This is a genomic window from Runella sp. (assembly GCF_027484545.1).
Lineage (GTDB): Bacteria > Bacteroidota > Bacteroidia > Cytophagales > Spirosomataceae > Runella.
Genome location: NZ_JAIXST010000180.1, coordinates 1 through 16243, shown reverse-complemented (window position 1 = coordinate 16243; position 16243 = coordinate 1). Strand labels below are relative to the sequence as shown.

Genomic DNA, 16243 nt, shown 5'->3' with positions numbered 1-16243 from the left:
TTGTTTTATGATTCGACACCACAAAACTATGGTTTATTATTCACAACAGTTGGCTCTTTCATCAGCAGTCACTAACAAGTAACGGCTGGATAATTGCACTTCAAATCTGAATCTGCGAATATTTGACGAAGAAAAGGTGATTATTAACAACGACGTAAAACTATTTGCTCAAGCCCATGTCGAGGGTGCGGACTACTTTGTGACTGCCGATAAAAGATGTAAGCCACTATACGAAACCCTTTTTAAGGCAGGTAAGGTATCTTTTAGGTTTATGGAATTTAAAGAGCCTATAGCTACGTATACCGGCAAAGCAGTTACCATAAGCAAAAGATCAATTCAAGTCTCACTATTTGATTAATTAGTATAGCGCAGCTATTCATTTTGCAATCGTTTTGCGTAAATTTTTCAATCTTCGGCACCGTGAATATTCAGGTGTATAGCCCCTTGTTGAAAACATTTTATATTACACCCTAAATTCTCACGAAGTAGCTCTGATACATCAAGGGCATATTTCCCCGAATCGGTAGAAGGCAACTTTGCGAAATCTTCCCGAATCTTTGCCCGGCGATTTCTTGAATGTTCTGGAATAGCGTTTAAATACTACCAAGCAGGCTTCGTCTAATGGTTCAAATCAATACTTGCCTGTTGGCTTTGAAATAAGTGATATTCAGTAAATAGCTCCAAAAAGGTTAGGCCGCCTTTTGCATTTTTACTACTGTTTCGACTTGCTTATCCCTTTGCTTGAGGTAGTCGTTAAATCTTTTGATGGCTTCATCAAGTGGGGCAAGTTTTGCCATGCGTTCGTCAATTCGTTTCATCAATATCGCCTTTACTTCCCGCCTTTGGTTTTCAGTAAGCACTGCAAAAACAGCCTCAAATTCAGCTTTGATTCTTGAGCGTTCAGCCTCTGTGGTAGCGGTATGGTAATTATCGTAATACGCATTGGTGTATTGTTCCATAGTCTTTAAAGTTTTAAAAGCTATTCTTCCTAAATCGCAATGGTAAATTAGGTAAAAAGTAGGCAGAGAAACCAAAAAAACGTAGTTTTAGTGCTTCATTAACAAACGTTCAACATGCGCTTCTTTACCCGTTCTGTCTTTACCATTTGTATAGTATCCGTTGCCTTTTTACCTGCCTTTAGTCAAAAACAACCTGCTCCTTATTTTCCTCCGGCTCATACTTGGGCAGAAAAAACGCCTGCTGAAATGGGATTGAACCCTGCCAAAATTCAGGAAGCGATTGCTTTTGCGAAGGCGGGGGAGTCCAAGAACCCTCGGAGTATGGAACAGTCGCATTATCAAAGTTTTGGAAAGGAGCCTTTCGGAAGTGCCATTGGTCCTTTTGCCGATAGGGGTGACCAAACGGGCATCATCATTTACAAAGGATACATCGTGGCAAAGTGGGGCGAGCCTTCGCGTTGCGACATTACCCACAGTGTTACCAAAAGTTTTCTTTCGAGCGTAGTGGGTTTGGCCGTGGACAAAGGGCTGATTCGGAGTGTAAACGATACAGTGGCTTCGTATGTGCCGCCAATTGAGTTGTACGGGCAACCCGTTCAGCGTCCCGCGGATGATTTTGGAAAACCGGAATTGTTAAATCTCTTTGACACCCCGCATAATCGCCGCATTACGTGGGATAATATGTTGCGTCAAACCTCCGATTGGGAAGGCACACTTTGGGGAAAACCCGAATGGGCCGACCGTCCCGATAAAGATGCCGCTACGTGGCTCACGCGTCCCCGTAATGCCCCCGGCAGCGTGTATGAGTACAATGACGTGCGGGTCAATGCTCTCGCTTTGGCAGCAACGAGTGTGTGGCGTAAGCCGTTGCCGCAGGTATTGAAAGAAAATATCATGGATCCCATCGGTGCCTCAACTACGTGGCGTTGGACAGGCTATCGCAATGCGTGGATTGTGTTGGACGGACAACCCATGCAATCGGTAAGCGGCGGAGGACATTGGGGCGGAGGAATGTTTATCAATGCGTTTGATATGGCTCGTTTTGGATTATTGACCTTGCAAAGGGGTAATTGGAACGGCAAGCAATTGTTGTCGGAACAGTGGGTGAAACAGGCTACCACACCCACAACTGCGCAACCGACGTACGGCTACATGAATTGGTTCCTGAATACTGATAAAAAACCGCTTCCGAGCGCACCCGCCAATGTGTACTACCACGTAGGAAACGGGACTAATATTGTCTACGTAGATCCCGACCATGAGTTGGTGATGGTCGTTCGGTGGATTGAAAACAATGCTTTGGACGGGATTGTCAAACGGGTTCTGGAAGCCTTTACGCCAACAGTCCCTGATACCGAAATTTACCTGACCGATTTGAAAGTAAACGCAGGTAATATCTCCGTTGGAAAACCTTCCAATATCACCAAAAGGGCAGGCTATGACAATCAGCCGTCGTTTACACAAGACGGAAAGAAACTGCTTTATACCCAACAGGCAAACGGACAAACCGATATTTGGACGTACGATTTAGGTAGGAAAACAAACACAACGTTAACAAAAACCACCGAAAGTGAATATTCGGCAACGGTGATGCCCGATGGTAAGCACTTCTCAGTGATTCGGGTAGAGCCTGACGGAACCCAACGGCTGTGGCAGTTTGATCTGGCGACGGGTCAAAATCCGAAACTTGTTTTACCAAGCATAAAACCCGTTGGGTATCATTGCTGGTATGGCGCTGATTCATTGGTGTTGTTTGTATTAGGGCAACCTAATACCCTACAGCTCGCTCGGATCTCCACCGACCAAGGGCAAACCATCACAACCAACGTGGGTCGCTCATTGCTGCGCATTCCTTCGCAAAAAGCGGTGAGTTTTGTGCATAAGTTATCCGCGAACGAATGGCAGGTGGAGGCGTTGGATATGAGTACTTTACAAGCCAAAAAACTCATTCAAACCCCTGCGGGAAGCGAAGATTGCGCTTGGATAACGGATGGCACGCTGTTGATGGCGCAGGGAGCTAAATTGTACAAATGGAATCCGAAATCGGATACCGATTGGCAGTTGTTGGCCGATTGGAGCGGCTTGGGAATTAAACAAATTACGCGTTTGGCGGTCAATCCCAAGAGCACACAGCTGGCGTTTGTGGGACAATAATTAAAAGAGGTTCTTAGGTTTTTATGGATTCTAATTAATTCATTAGGTAGTGGACAGGTCAGGTCAGACGATAGTCAGACCGTCAGGCAGTCTGATATCGTCTGACCTGACCTGTATCCACAAAAACAAAAGAAATAATCAGTCACCCGCAAAGAAGAGTCCTTTGATGATTTTATCCCAAGATTCTTCTTTATTGATTCGTACCCAGCCCATTAATCCATAGTCAGAGCGCACTAAAAAATGATCTTCCAACTCAAAATCGGGTTTGCCGTAGTCTGTTAAAATTACTTCAACTTTATACCCCTTGGGTAAGGAAGCTACGACTTCTGTGCTGGTTTTGTCTTTGTATAAAACAACATCTTTCAAGGTAACGGATTGCAAACCAACGTAATAGAAAGGTTGAGCCACCTCCGCAATGGTATCGCTTTTGATTTGAAATTTTCTCCTTTTGTTGAATAGATTATTGGTGTGCCCATTGACGTAAAAAGTACTGGTGTTGGTCAGGTACAATTCCAGACCGTTTACGTCACCCAGCACTTTTCCTGCTTTGGTGGAAATGCTGAAACTTGGGTCTTCGCTGGGGCCGTGTGAAAAAAGGACGTAAAGAGAATCTTTGAACAGCGGGTTTTTGAAAGAAGCCAATTTCTCGTAACAGGGCGCATCGGGATCAGGGCAATACCAGGGATCGTTTTTAGGTAATTGCGTGCCCTTTTTCCGAATCAACTTTACTTCACTTTTAGTGTAACCAAACACTGCCGGATTCATTCCGCCGTCAATTTTGATTTTAGTCAATTGAGGAAAGTAGTTGTTGGCCTGTCCAAAGGATTGAAAAAAGGAAATAGACAAGAAAGCAATTGCAGGGAAAAAAAATTTCATGTGTTTTTGTGATTATAGCTGAATTCCAAATCGTTTCCCCAATACTTCCAACGAATCCACCACCGGAGGAAGTAAATCAATTCCTTCCTGCATCCGTATGGCTTCGAGTTCCCGTTCTGGGTCGCCTGGGATAAGTACCTGCTTTCCCTCCACGGCCTGTGCTGAACGGAAACGTCGTATCCAATTGTCCATGTGGGCTTTAAATTCATCGGCAGGACGGAAACCGTCAATGCGCATGGCTCCAAAGAAATGTCCTGTGCCTTTACCTACCCCTTCCGCAGCTGCCATGAAACCCGCCGTTGCGAAAGGCGGTACCCACGGGCCGTAATTGGCTCCCGATAAAACGCCCGAAAAAATGTCAACAATAGAACCCAAACCATAGCCTTTGTGACTGCCATGCTCGCGATCAGAGCCAAGCGGTAACAGCGCGCCGCCGTTTTTGATGGGGTTAGAATCGGTCGTTACCTGGCCGTTAGCGTCCTGTGCCCAACCGAGCGGAGCAGGTTGATTTTTACGTTGAAGAATTTCAAATTTGCCATAAGCAGCGGCCGTACTGGCAAAATCGGCTACAAAAGCGGGCTCTTCGTTGGCTGGTACAGCTACCGCAATCGGGTTGGTTCCCAGCATTTTTTCCAACGAAAAAGTAGGAGCCACCAATGGCGCGGCATTGGTCATGGCCATTCCAATCATATCGTGTTCTAAGGCCAACATCGCATGATAACCCGCAATGCCAAAGTGATTGGAGTTTTGCACAGATACCCAGCCTGAACCTACATTTTTTGCCTTTTCAATGACAATTTGCATCGTTTTAGGCCCTACCACCAAACCCACACCTGCGTCACCATCCACCACAGCCGTACTGGGAGACTCGTGAACAATGCGAATATTGGGAGTTGGATTAAGCCGTCCGTGGTCAAAAAGGCGCACGTAGCCGGCCAATCGGGCAATGCCGTGGGAGTCCACGCCGCGTAAATCGGCAGAAATCAAAACGGTGGAGGCTAAAGTGGCGTCAGCTTCAGAGAAGCCGATACTTTGGAATATATGTTGGGTAAAAGTGCGTAGCTGTTGGACAGAAAACATAAATGATTTGGAGGGTAAAATTGGATTTTAAACAACGCTGCAAAGGTCGTAAGAAATACGAGACGACCGGTAGTTTTTCATCATAGAAGTAAAACCAAAGAATGAATTACTTCTATACGTTAGCATCTAAAAAAAACAGTTTGTATGAAAAAAATCCTTGCCGCCTTCTTAGTATCTATCTCTTTGGCAAATGCACAAACTCCCAATACCCTTTCTGTCCGGGAAAAGAAAGAAGGGTGGAAGTTGCTTTTTAATGGCAAAGACGTGACAGGTTGGCGTAGCTACGGAGCCAAAGGAATTGGCTCGGCTTGGTTGGTGGAAGAGGGGGCTCTAAAACTCAATGTACCCAATCGGGCAGGAAATAAAGCGCTCAATGGCGGCGATATTGTGAATAATGAGCCGATTACGGGCGATTTTGAATTTAAGGCGGAATGGAAAGTGAGTCCGCTGGCGAACAGCGGGATTTTCTTTTTTGTGAAAGAAGCGGCTCAGTATAAAAATATGCACGATACGGGATTGGAGTTGCAAGTCCTAGATGATAAAATCTACGAAGGTGCTGCCGAAAATAAACACCGTGCGGGCGATTTCTTTGGCGTTGCCAATGCTCGTATTCGCGAAGTAAATCCCGTTGGAGAGTGGAACCAAGTACATTTTGTGGTTCGTAAACAAAAACTGACGGTTTCTCTAAACGGTTTTGTGGTACAGGAACATGACCTCTCAAGTGCCGATTGGAAGCAGCGAGTGGCGGGGAGTGGATTAAAAAACGCCCCGATTGTTCAGGGCGCTTTTACCGGTTTGATTGGATTGCAGGATTGGGGCAGTACGGTTTGGTACCGCAGTATTAAACTTAGAAAGTTATAGGTACTTCCACAATGGTATCGTCCCAGCCCAAACGCATAACGGCGGCGTTGCCTTTGGGGAAATTGATGGAGAAATTCTCAAGCGGTGCCTCGGTCGATTTCTTTGATGGGGCGGTAAAACGCACCACGTCGTTTGCTTCTTTGTATTTAAAGGCTCCCCAATAGTCCAAATCGCTGTTTAGGATGATGGTCCATTCGGTTTCTCCGGGAATGGAAAAGAGTGAATACGTGCCTGCTTTTACTTTTTTGCCCTGAATGGTGGCATCCTGATAGAATTTGATTTCGGTGTTTTCGTTGGCTCCCGTGCGCCATACTTTGCCGTAAGGAACGAGAGTTCCAAACACGCCACGGCCATTTTTGGAAGGACGGCTGTAAATGACGCGTACCATGGCTTTTTCACCGTCTTTGCGGTCATGGGCAAAATGGTCAGGAAAATAGGCGACATCCATGGGACTTTTGTCAACAGGTCTGAATGCCTGCGCCCAAGCGCCTACTACGATTAAACTGAACAGAAAAGATAAAAGGGTGGTCTTTTTCATTTGTGTTTGAGAGAGTTATAAATAGTTGGAAAAAGGATTTACAAAAAATGGAATAGGGAGAAACGGAACAAGGAGAACGGAAATGAAAGAACCGATTTCAGGAAATCCTTTCTCCGTCCTCCATTTTTCCGTTTTCCTATACTATCGCATACTGGGACGCGGCAATACGGGAAGGCTTTCGTGCCCATCTTCTCCCACTGTCTGTACGGCAAAGAAATAGTTGTCTTTAGAATAAGGTAAAGTCAGGCCGTTTTTATCTGTGAAAAATTTCTTTTGCCAGAAAGGCCAGTTGGTTTCGCGCATCAAAACATAGTAGCCTTTCACCTTGCCGGCTTTAGGAGCCTGCCAAAAAAGCGAGGTCGTATTGGTTAAATTGCGAGCTTCAAGCGTTACATTTTGCGGCATAGCGGGGGCTTTGGCTAAGTTGGCCAACGAAGCTAAATTGACGCAGGTATTTTTGCGCAAGTATTCAAAATCCATGTTTTTGGCGTAATCTCCGTATTCTACGCCTTTTTCGGTACGTAAATCTTGGTGTTGATTGTTAAAATTTTCGTTCATTTCCGTAATCCGTACCGCCGCAAAATCACGATTGACGAACGGCGTATGGTCGCCGCCGCGCAGGTAGCGGTCGTTGCGATAGATGAGTTTTATCTCCAGATTGTCCACGTACCGTTCTCCTATTTCTTTTACGTAACGCGCTAATGTACGGGCTTTTCCGTCGTTTTCTGCTCCGTATTGGCGAACACCCGCAGCGCGTTTGTCGGTTTCAAATCCGGAAAGCCCTTCGCTGAACACGCGTATCTTGGTGTTATCAATAATTCGTGTATCGGGGCTGTGGTTAGAACCCATAATGTCGTTATTGAGTAAGGCTTCGAGGTTCCACTTTTCAGTAACGGCCCTTTCGGCCAAGTGATTGGCTCCCAATAAACCCTGCTCTTCCCCGCTGACGGTAACGAAAATAATGGTGGCGGGAAAAGAATGTTTGCTCATAACGCGGGCCAATTCAATGACCGCTGCCGTTCCACTCCCGTCGTCGTTGGCGCCCGGAGCGTTGGATTCGCGGTTATTGACGTCGGTTACGCGACTGTCGATGTGACCACTCACCATAAAAATACGGTCGTCGTTGGGGTCGGTACCTTTGAGAGTAGCCATGACGTTGCCGATTTCCTGCGCTACGTCCACACGTCGCCCGTCGGGTTGAAGCGTCCATGTGTCGATGGTTGCGGTCATGCGTCCGCCGGATTGTTTGGCAAATTCATTAAAACGACTGAGCACCCACTGTCTTGAGGCACCAATACCGCGTTTGGGGTCGGTGACGGTGCTCATGGTATGGCGTGTACCAAAGCTCACCAGTTTATCAATGTGACTGCGCAAACTATCGGGAGATATTTCAGCAATCATCGCGGCAATCGCCGGGTCGCGCATGACTACCTGTTGGGCGTGGCTTTTAAAAGCAAGAAAAGAACAGAGAAAGAGTAAAGTAGTGGTTTTTTTCATACGAATTTTTAGTAGTGTTGGTTGAAGTGTATTTATATAACTGTAGTGCTTATGTAAATGTTAAAATTGTCCCTAAAAATGAGACAATTTAAAATTAATAAGTTTTCTCTAATTTTAAACTGCGCGTTTTTTCAGGACACTTACACATTTGTAACCTAACTAACATTTATGAAGACTTTACAAATACATTCAGAATGGTAAACTGAGCTGGGAGGCTGATGAAGATATTACAGAATCATTTTCAAATGACAGTATTTGCTTAAAAATAGCCTCAGCTAAAAGAGGAGGTACAGCATTGCCAATTTGTTGCTGAATTTGCATTAAAGTACCTTTAAAGATAAAATCGTCGGGAAAACTCTGAAGTCTCGCAGCTTCTCTAACAGATAAACCTCTATCCTGAAAAGGATGTATCAGCATATTTTTTCGATAATTGGAAATCACAACTGACGGTTTTGAAGCATCTAACCTTTTATAGATACCACTATGACAATTACTAACATTTGCATAGTTTTGCATTAACTCTATGGGGATTGATTTCCAATTTTCCCCTTGCTTTATATATTTATAACGCTCAATTACATAATCCATATTTTTAGAGACATAATTTTGCAGAGAAAAAATCGACTTGTTTCTCATCGCTTTTGCGTAAGTTCCTACCTCCTCTATGCGTTTTTTAGGCTTGTTATAGTGTTAATTGTCACATAATAATAAATATTTCAAAACTATCTCTATAGCTTTTGATTGAATTGTTTAAATATTTTTTACAATAAGTAATTACGCAAAATAGACTTTCCAAGTTTAAGGTGTAATAGTTTGATAGTCAATATATTACAAACTTGGAAAGTCTCGTTTAATTTCACTCAGTTACTTAATAAATTTTGATTCTAAATTCAATATATATCACTAATTAAATGATACTCTACAATTGGCTTTGAGAGCCTTTCTTCTCTTTTAAATTTTAAATTGTATGCTGGATTTTCTATAGTTAAAAAGGTAGGTGAGTCATTCAAATTTAAAACCAAGGTAATAATATAATCATTTTTATATTCTAATGCCTTATTAAACTCGTTTTCAGTCATTCTGAACTTTCCCTTATTTGCTCTTATTCCTTTTACTTCAGCTAAGTACAAGCTATTATTTACATTAATTTGAAAATCATACCCATCTCCAAATAATCTGGCATCTTCTAATAAACCATTTTTAAAGGTTTCAATTGAATTAAAATTATTCATAAAATAAAACTCAGCCTCTAATCCAGTTTCTTGTAATTTTTTGAACCTTGATTTTATAATTGGAGTAACCTCTATATAAAGTTCTTTTACTTTGTAATTTTCTTTTAAATATAATTTTACAATATTGGCATATCCCTTTACGTTTTCATCTCCAAAAAGGCTATCAATTAAGTGCTTTCTATGAATATAAATATTGCCTTTTTGCCACCACCCCTTCCTTTCATTGTTAGAAAAAAAAGGGTCAAACAAATCCATTCTATTTTTTATGGTACCAACAGTTTCAGAAATGTTATTTGCGACACAATATTTATAAAATGAAATCTTAGTTTTAAATCCAAACTCCTTTATAAAATCATCATTAAATTTTGACAATCCATAACCAATTAGATTAAGTATTTCATAATTTTCGTGTTTGTTATCCTTGGGCTCCATAATATTTTAAGTTACAAGTTTTATAGGTTTGGATTTAAATAACTTCAACTTATATTATTCAAAGTTTACAATAAAAGTTTCTACTATTTTGGAAGGCACTTTATCTAATGCACAATTTAATGCTTTTTATGATCAGTTGGAAGCGATGTAGTATAATCAGAAATTTCTACTAAATAAGTCTTATTAGGGTCTAAAAATATTTTCCGTGCTCCAAAATAATTCGTTGGAGCATCTAATGCATAGATAAAATCTTTTGGGAATAAATCTTTACCTATATCCTTATTTTTTGCTTCATGATCTATGAAAATATTTGCATAAGGAGTTGCAGTATAGGCTACATATGCACTCTTTTGAAATAAGCCTAACAATTGTCGTAATTTTTTATTTATTTGAGTTGGATCATCCTCACCATTAGTATTTATTGAAGCATAATCGGATTCATCATCAATTACAAGCATTGCATGGCTTGATACTTTATTTTTGTATTGCTTTTCAAGCCAGTCAATTATACTTGCTAAGGTTTTAGTGTTTTTCTTTATCACTAGTAATATTGGAACACTAATATTGTCAAAATTAAGTCCTTGTGATAACCTGTCTGCATCTCGTTTATTAAAGTCGTTCTCGATTGTTGTTAAACTGAGTGGTAAAGACTTTTTATCAGTATTACCTTTTCCAGAACCAACTTGAACTCCTTTGGTTTGCCCAACAAATGATTCATTTAAACGTTGCTGAGTTTGATTTCTAAGATTATTTATTCCACCAGCAATAACTACTAAAAATTTATATCCAGCATCAGCCGCTTTACAAATTAAAGCAGAGTAATTGCCAGTTTTTCCTGACGGCACATGACCAACTACCATACCATATCTTGAAAACGTTTCAACTGACGGATTTTCAATATTGTTCATAACAATATCGGTATCAGTATCAATTGTTTTAACGACTTCTGGAGGTAAAGACAGTCTGAGGTATTTCTCATAACGTTCCCAGTAATAATTCTCTTTCTTCTGTTTTTCAACTGTTGACCACCATGCGTTGTCTCGTTCCTGTTGCTCTTCTCCTTGTATAAGAATACCATTTTGCATTTTTACATCAAAATGCGTTTCCATTTCTCTTTGAATTCTATTCCAATCCCCATCGTTAAGAGCATGAAAAGTTGATTCTAAGGAAAATATTGTCGCCAGCATTTCAGGGTCAACTGTAGATGTAACCGTCTTAGCCTTATTAATTTCATCTTCAATTTTTGATATAGGTAATGCACCTATAACCTTGCATAGCTTGTCAAAAATATAATCTTTAACCGCCTTGTAGCTATTTGTCTTCATTTTTCAAAAGTTCTTTTCTATTAGAATATATTTCTGTTCTTAGTAGGTCTTCAATATATTGTTTCGGCAAACCTGCCAATTTTAGCTTTTCTGTTAATTCAATAATATTTTGCTCAGAAAGTGCCGATTCTTGATTTATTGAATGAGGGTTTTTCTGAAGTTTCGATTGAATGGCTTCTAATGGCAGATAAGCCTCAATACCTTTTAAATAAAACCTCAAATTTTCAATTGAATCTTTTGATAGCCCTTTTTCTAAGTTTTTAAATAAAGGATGCTCTAAATTCAGGGCAAATCGAAAATCATTATTAAGTGGCAATAATTGCCAAAATTGAATGAAAGTTTTATCTTCGATTTTTTTAGCTCTTCCAGTAAAAGGCCTAGCCCCCTTTTCTGTTACTTGATTAATAAATCTTTTTAAATCGATTTTAAGATCCTCCGATGGCCTCGCAAGGGATTTTTTAATATCAATACCCCAATACTGATCTATTGTATTAGGTATATCTATTTTAATTCTTACTAATTTATGCGCATCCAAGGATTTATGCAATCCCCACCAGGTTCCATAAATCAAGATACGATTTTCTCGATATACATAGAACCCTTGAGATTTTATATACCCCTCTTCTGTTGCATATAACTCATATTCCTGTTGCGATATCTTAGAATGATGAGGAAGAATATATGGTTGTACAGTTATAGCAGAACCATAAACCATAATTTTCTCTGGCGCAATTTCTTGTGTAGCAGGGTGTTTCGAATTAAATGGGTCAAAAGCAATAACAGGATTATTATTAACTGTAATCTTAATTTGTCTTATTCCTACTTCACCTTCTAAAAATCTATGAAATACTAACGATATATGCCTTCTTAACCTATCTACTATATCTGAAAATTTATTTTTTTGAATACGATCAATATTCTCCCAGCATACTATTGTACCACTTTCCAAATTATTTAATTCATCTGCCAAAGGCAAGTCTAGAAAGTTATTTGGCGATATCAGTAACCAATTATTATGTTGAGTAATATAATCAAGATCCCATTGTCGAGCCGACACGATTCCTCCCTTTTTCGAAAGGACAGTCAATCTCTTACATTGTGAAAATGAAGCAGTCTTCAGTCCTAAACCAAATCTCCCCAACTCACCTTTAGCACGTAAATCATTAGGGTTTTTAGATGCCAGTCTCATCGCTTCCACTAACTCTACTTCACTCATACCTATACCGTTATCGAGCATACAAAAGATAGGTTCTGGATTAGAAACTGTATAAATCTTAATAGATTTAGCTTTAGCAGTTATACTATTATCAATCAAATCCGCGACCGCTACCTCGAAAGAATATCCAATATCTCTGAGCGATTCAATTAAATTTGTAACATTAGGGTTAACTAATTCTGTCTTAATCATTAATAGTTTAGTTTGTATATGTTAACTACCATAGCCTAAAAGACATACTATAATTAAATATCATTGATTTATACAAATCTATATTTAAAAATGAAGTGAAAAAAGATTTCACAAAGTTAAATCTAACTTTGACATCCCTACAAATTTTGAATAGGATAAATTAGAGCATAAGGACTTATTAATATTGTATCAAATTCCTGATATTTCCTTCATTCAAGCGGTACATACAAAACTCAACATACCTGCCGATTAACTCTTACAGCACGTTTGGGCTAAGTAAGAGTTAATCGATTGTAAAATAGACGATTACGGCAACATTGAAAAGTTAATGTCCGGGGCTTTATATGCGGCATTTCTCTTAAATGTGCCGTCGAGGGGGACAAAATCGTTGAAAAAACCGCAGTTGCGGAGGTAAAAAGAGCCATTGGCTACCCCGCCTGCGTAGTCTTTGCGGTAATTTTTGCGTGCGGTGGCATCACCCGTAAATTTGGCCTCGGTCAATTCCAGCCATTGGCCGTTTGTTGTGCGAACCCACTGATTTTGGTACAAACCCATTCTGCCGGTATTGCCCGTTTCGGGAATAAAGTTTTCCAAAAAAGAGTGCAGAGATTTTAGATGCGTCGAAGTTTTGGGGCGTTTGAAACTCGCGATGAGTCGCCATTGGTTTTCTTCGGGAGCAAAAAAGTAAGCCGAATAAAGGGTGTAATTGTCGGCGGTGGGTTTGCCTTGCAGCAAAAATCGGTAGGTGTTTCCCGCCTTCCAGTTGTATTTCAGGTAACTTTGCCCACCGGCACCCTCGTTGCCAAATTCACCGGTATAGACCTCCTTTCCTTTTTTTACCATGACTATTTTTTGTTCGTCAGGAATGGCGTTGGGGTTGTCGGTCTTGAACGGACTCCATACCGAAAACAAAATCCGTCGCTCCGTGGCTGAGTTGACTTGTATCCCAAAGTAGCCTTCGGCAAAACCATTGGCCATAAAATACGAGCCAATCACGTCCTGATTTTCGGGAATGGTGAGTTCATTGTAAAACCATTCAATGTCTTCGTTGGCGGGTAACGTGTATTTCAAATGCACCGAAGGCCCGCGACGTCCCCAATAAAAATAGTTGTCAACATTGTCTTTTACAAATACCGTTTCCGGACCAATGGCATTTCCGCTGACGATGATACTTTGAACCTGCCCAAAACTATCACCTGTTTTACTAATCCCCTGTAAATCAATGGAGACGTAGCTCGATTGTTTTGTTTCCCATTCTCCGGCAAAATATTCTTTGGCGGTGTTGGGAGTGGTGGTTAGGCTAACGGTTTTGCCTAAAACCGTCAGTTTGATTTTGCTTTCTCCTTCTTTGGTGTTGAGAACCACGGATACTTTTAATTTGCCTGCCTGAGCTACCCGAACGTAGGTTCGACAAATCGTACCTGCATTTTTCCAACTGATAAACCCTTCTTTCGTGATTTTTTCGTCCTTATCGTTGGAATTGATGAGCCATGAATTACCTCCGATAGGTATGGTTAGTTGATTGGCTTCGTGGCTTGGGCTAATGGTTTGTGAGGTGGCCGTACAATTAGTAAGCACAAAAGCTGAGAACAGGAGGGCAAGGATAGAAATAGGTTTGCGAGGCATGAGGGTTAAGATAGGAATGGCTTAGAAGATGATTGAACAAAACTAAACTAAAATCTTTGAATCGTGAAAGAAGAGAATAGGAGGAATAAATTTATATAACTTTTGGTGATAGTGAATAAAAATTTATGATTGGTAGGATAATACGTTAAGAGCTACCTTTGCTTCGTAAAAATAAGAGAAATAGACTTTATGATTCGTCCGTTCTATTTTTCTTGCAAACAAATAGATTACTAAAAGTTATGGTTGCGACAGATATTTGTATCATTGGTGCCGGTCCCGTTGGATTGTTCAGTGTGTTTGAAGCGGGGTTATTAAAGATGCGGTGCCATCTGATTGATTCCTTGCCCCAAATTGGAGGACAACTTTCTGAAATATATCCCCAAAAACCCATTTATGATATTCCTGGGTATCCTACTATTAAAGCACAGGAATTGGTGGATAATTTAATGCTGCAAATTGCTCCGTTCAAACCAAGTTTTACCTTGGGCGAACGAGTGGAGGCCATTGACCGACAAGAAGATGGTTCGTTGATAGTAACGACTTCAGACCAAACACAAGTCCATTGTCAGGTGGTAGTGATTGCGGGTGGATTAGGCTGTTTTGAACCGCGTAAACCCGAGATTGCAGGCTTAGAACATTTTGAAGGAAAAGGAGTAGCCTACATGGTGAAGAATCCCGAAAAATTCAGAGACAAAGAAATCGTGATTGCAGGAGGTGGTGATTCAGCCTTGGACTGGACGGCTTATCTGGCCGATATTGCTAAAACCACTACGCTGATTCACCGCAGCGATACGTTCAGAGGGGCACCCGATTCGGCCGAAAAAGTGTTTGCGTTGGCTGAACAGGGAAAAATAAACTTGATTTTGCAATCAAACGTGGTGAGTTTGAACGGCAACGGGCATTTGAAAGAAGTGGTTGTGGCGGGGAAAGATAAAAATACGTATACCCTGCCTTCCGATTATTTTATTCCGCTTTTTGGCTTGAGTCCTAAACTCGGACCTATTGCGGATTGGGGCCTAAACATCAGTAAATCAGCCATTGAAGTAAATACCGTAGACTACTCTACCAATGTGGAGCGCATTTATGCGATTGGAGATATTAATACCTATCCGGGAAAACTCAAACTTATTCTGACGGGCTTTCACGAAGCGGCCATGATGTGCCAAAGCGCTTTCAAATACGTGTATCCCAATCAACATCTCAGTTTTAAATACACCACTGTCAACGGCGTTAACGCTTTTTAGTCATGATACAATTTACGGTAGAAGATAGAACGGGAATACAGCAGAATATTGAGATTCCCGAAGGAATCGGGCTCAGTTTAATGGAAGTTTTAAAAGCTTCTGAGTACAATATTTTGGCTACTTGCGGTGGAATGGCGCTTTGTGCCACTTGCCACGTAGAAATTTTGGACGGTGGGGAATCGCTTCCCCACGTCAGTGATGCAGAATTAGACATTTTGGATACCTTGCCTGCCGCCACTTCCGCTAGCCGATTGGCTTGTCAGTTGCGCGTAGACGAAACGATGGAAGGAACGGTATTCAAGATACGCGGGGAGGAATAGCGGAGTTTTCTATTCCTCTTTACTTTCCTACTAACCTTCTTAAACCCTTCAGCACATTTGGATTTATCGCCTCCATTTTGATGAATTGTCACAAGGCTTTACGTTGTCTTTTACCATAGCTTTCGCCAAAGAGCAAAAATGGATCCTGAAAAAATGACCAAAAAAGAAGTGCGTGATTACAATGGAGTTTACCTCTATTTTGGATCGCTTATCATCATTATTTTGATTCTTTAAATAGCATTAATAGTAGTCAATTATTGCGATTGGTTACTGTTGAAAAATGACTTCAAAAATTGTCTTCCTTTAAAAGAAATATTTTTTGTAGAAATAAATTAAATTTAATGACTAAGTAGTTGTGTGTTTATTTTTCGATTTGATTAAAAAATAGTAAATGAAAACCCCCATTTAATCAATCTAATATCTATATTACTTGCTTTTTAGGATGTTATGACTTTTTTCTTAGTAATATAAAGCATTTTAAAATAGAAAAATATATAATACTTCCACTAAAAATAGCCAGCCGTATAACCACTAATATAGTGTAAAAAATGTAATAAATACTTTAGTTCTAATTTTTGGTACTGGATTAGTGAGTTATGTTAAGTATCTTTGTTGAATGGACATAGATTTTGAAAAATATAAAGGCTTACACTACTGTGACAATGCAAATTGTAAGTTTTACGAAAAAATA

The 16243-nt window shown here is 40.5% G+C and carries 13 protein-coding genes and 1 pseudogene; 4 read left to right on the top strand and 10 right to left on the bottom strand.

The features are described from left to right. Positions 1-689: 689 nt before the first annotated feature. Positions 690-959, bottom strand: coding sequence for a hypothetical protein (locus Q0081_RS16895; protein ID WP_298355629.1), 270 nt, complete (start codon positions 957-959; stop codon positions 690-692). Between the two features lie 114 nt (positions 960-1073). On the opposite strand from Q0081_RS16895, the pseudogene Q0081_RS31910 reads away from it, so the two are divergent. Beyond that, positions 1074-2294, top strand: a pseudogene (locus Q0081_RS31910) (serine hydrolase domain-containing protein); the annotation flags it as partial. 957 nt (positions 2295-3251) lie between these two features. Here Q0081_RS31910 and Q0081_RS16885 read toward each other — a convergent pair. Both Q0081_RS16885 and Q0081_RS16880 read right to left on the bottom strand, forming a co-directional pair. Continuing rightward, a complete protein-coding gene (locus tag Q0081_RS16885; RefSeq protein WP_298355626.1) occupies positions 3252-3989 on the bottom strand; it encodes a hypothetical protein in 738 nt (245 codons plus the stop codon). A gap of 12 nt (positions 3990-4001) precedes the next feature. After that, on the bottom strand, positions 4002-5069 hold the full coding sequence (locus Q0081_RS16880; RefSeq protein ID WP_298355623.1) for an Ldh family oxidoreductase: 1068 nt from the start codon (positions 5067-5069) through the stop codon (positions 4002-4004). Between the two features lie 144 nt (positions 5070-5213). On the opposite strand from Q0081_RS16880, the gene Q0081_RS16875 reads away from it, so the two are divergent. Further along, positions 5214-5930, top strand: coding sequence for a DUF1080 domain-containing protein (locus Q0081_RS16875; protein WP_298355620.1), 717 nt, complete (start codon positions 5214-5216; stop codon positions 5928-5930). Here Q0081_RS16875 and Q0081_RS16870 read toward each other — a convergent pair. From Q0081_RS16870 to Q0081_RS16840, 7 genes are all read right to left on the bottom strand, one after another. Beyond that, a complete protein-coding gene (locus Q0081_RS16870) occupies positions 5917-6468 on the bottom strand; it encodes a DUF2911 domain-containing protein (RefSeq protein ID WP_298355617.1) in 552 nt (183 codons plus the stop codon). The two genes, Q0081_RS16875 and Q0081_RS16870, sit on opposite strands and share 14 nt — an antisense overlap. A 141-nt stretch (positions 6469-6609) precedes the next feature. After that, complete coding sequence (locus Q0081_RS16865; protein ID WP_298355614.1) at positions 6610-7965, bottom strand: M20/M25/M40 family metallo-hydrolase; 1356 nt, start codon at positions 7963-7965, stop codon at positions 6610-6612. Positions 7966-8154: 189 nt separating this feature from the next. After that, complete coding sequence (locus tag Q0081_RS16860) at positions 8155-8601, bottom strand: DNA cytosine methyltransferase (protein ID WP_298355611.1); 447 nt, start codon at positions 8599-8601, stop codon at positions 8155-8157. 254 nt (positions 8602-8855) lie between these two features. After that, on the bottom strand, positions 8856-9629 hold the full coding sequence (locus Q0081_RS16855; protein WP_298355608.1) for a DUF3883 domain-containing protein: 774 nt from the start codon (positions 9627-9629) through the stop codon (positions 8856-8858). Positions 9630-9745: 116 nt separating this feature from the next. Beyond that, on the bottom strand, positions 9746-10954 hold the full coding sequence (locus tag Q0081_RS16850) for a hypothetical protein (protein WP_298355605.1): 1209 nt from the start codon (positions 10952-10954) through the stop codon (positions 9746-9748). Next, positions 10941-12362 carry an ATP-binding protein gene (locus Q0081_RS16845; RefSeq protein WP_298355602.1) on the bottom strand — a complete coding sequence of 474 codons (1422 nt, stop codon included), beginning with the start codon at positions 12360-12362 and terminating at the stop codon, positions 10941-10943. The genes Q0081_RS16850 and Q0081_RS16845 overlap by 14 nt, the downstream gene beginning before the upstream one ends. A gap of 306 nt (positions 12363-12668) precedes the next feature. Next, a complete protein-coding gene (locus tag Q0081_RS16840; protein WP_298355599.1) occupies positions 12669-13988 on the bottom strand; it encodes a DUF3472 domain-containing protein in 1320 nt (439 codons plus the stop codon). A gap of 239 nt (positions 13989-14227) precedes the next feature. On the opposite strand from Q0081_RS16840, the gene Q0081_RS16835 reads away from it, so the two are divergent. Both Q0081_RS16835 and Q0081_RS16830 read left to right on the top strand, forming a co-directional pair. After that, positions 14228-15232 carry an NAD(P)/FAD-dependent oxidoreductase gene (locus Q0081_RS16835; RefSeq protein ID WP_298355596.1) on the top strand — a complete coding sequence of 335 codons (1005 nt, stop codon included), beginning with the start codon at positions 14228-14230 and terminating at the stop codon, positions 15230-15232. Positions 15233-15234: 2 nt separating this feature from the next. Beyond that, a complete protein-coding gene (locus tag Q0081_RS16830; protein WP_298355592.1) occupies positions 15235-15552 on the top strand; it encodes a 2Fe-2S iron-sulfur cluster-binding protein in 318 nt (105 codons plus the stop codon). The last annotated feature ends 691 nt before the right edge of the window (positions 15553-16243 follow it).

Excerpts from the sequence above, each read along its gene's own strand:
- Q0081_RS16895 (WP_298355629.1), bottom strand. The coding sequence starts at position 959 with ATGGAACAATACACCAATGCGTATTACGATAATTACCATACCGCTACC.
- Q0081_RS16885 (WP_298355626.1), bottom strand. The coding sequence starts at position 3,989 with ATGAAATTTTTTTTCCCTGCAATTGCTTTCTTGTCTATTTCCTTTTTT.
- Q0081_RS16880 (WP_298355623.1), bottom strand. The coding sequence starts at position 5,069 with ATGTTTTCTGTCCAACAGCTACGCACTTTTACCCAACATATATTCCAA.
- Q0081_RS16875 (WP_298355620.1), top strand. The coding sequence starts at position 5,214 with ATGAAAAAAATCCTTGCCGCCTTCTTAGTATCTATCTCTTTGGCAAAT.
- Q0081_RS16870 (WP_298355617.1), bottom strand. The coding sequence starts at position 6,468 with ATGAAAAAGACCACCCTTTTATCTTTTCTGTTCAGTTTAATCGTAGTA.
- Q0081_RS16865 (WP_298355614.1), bottom strand. The coding sequence starts at position 7,965 with ATGAAAAAAACCACTACTTTACTCTTTCTCTGTTCTTTTCTTGCTTTT.
- Q0081_RS16860 (WP_298355611.1), bottom strand. The coding sequence starts at position 8,601 with ATGAGAAACAAGTCGATTTTTTCTCTGCAAAATTATGTCTCTAAAAAT.
- Q0081_RS16855 (WP_298355608.1), bottom strand. The coding sequence starts at position 9,629 with ATGGAGCCCAAGGATAACAAACACGAAAATTATGAAATACTTAATCTA.
- Q0081_RS16850 (WP_298355605.1), bottom strand. The coding sequence starts at position 10,954 with ATGAAGACAAATAGCTACAAGGCGGTTAAAGATTATATTTTTGACAAG.
- Q0081_RS16845 (WP_298355602.1), bottom strand. The coding sequence starts at position 12,362 with ATGATTAAGACAGAATTAGTTAACCCTAATGTTACAAATTTAATTGAA.
- Q0081_RS16840 (WP_298355599.1), bottom strand. The coding sequence starts at position 13,988 with ATGCCTCGCAAACCTATTTCTATCCTTGCCCTCCTGTTCTCAGCTTTT.
- Q0081_RS16835 (WP_298355596.1), top strand. The coding sequence starts at position 14,228 with ATGGTTGCGACAGATATTTGTATCATTGGTGCCGGTCCCGTTGGATTG.
- Q0081_RS16830 (WP_298355592.1), top strand. The coding sequence starts at position 15,235 with ATGATACAATTTACGGTAGAAGATAGAACGGGAATACAGCAGAATATT.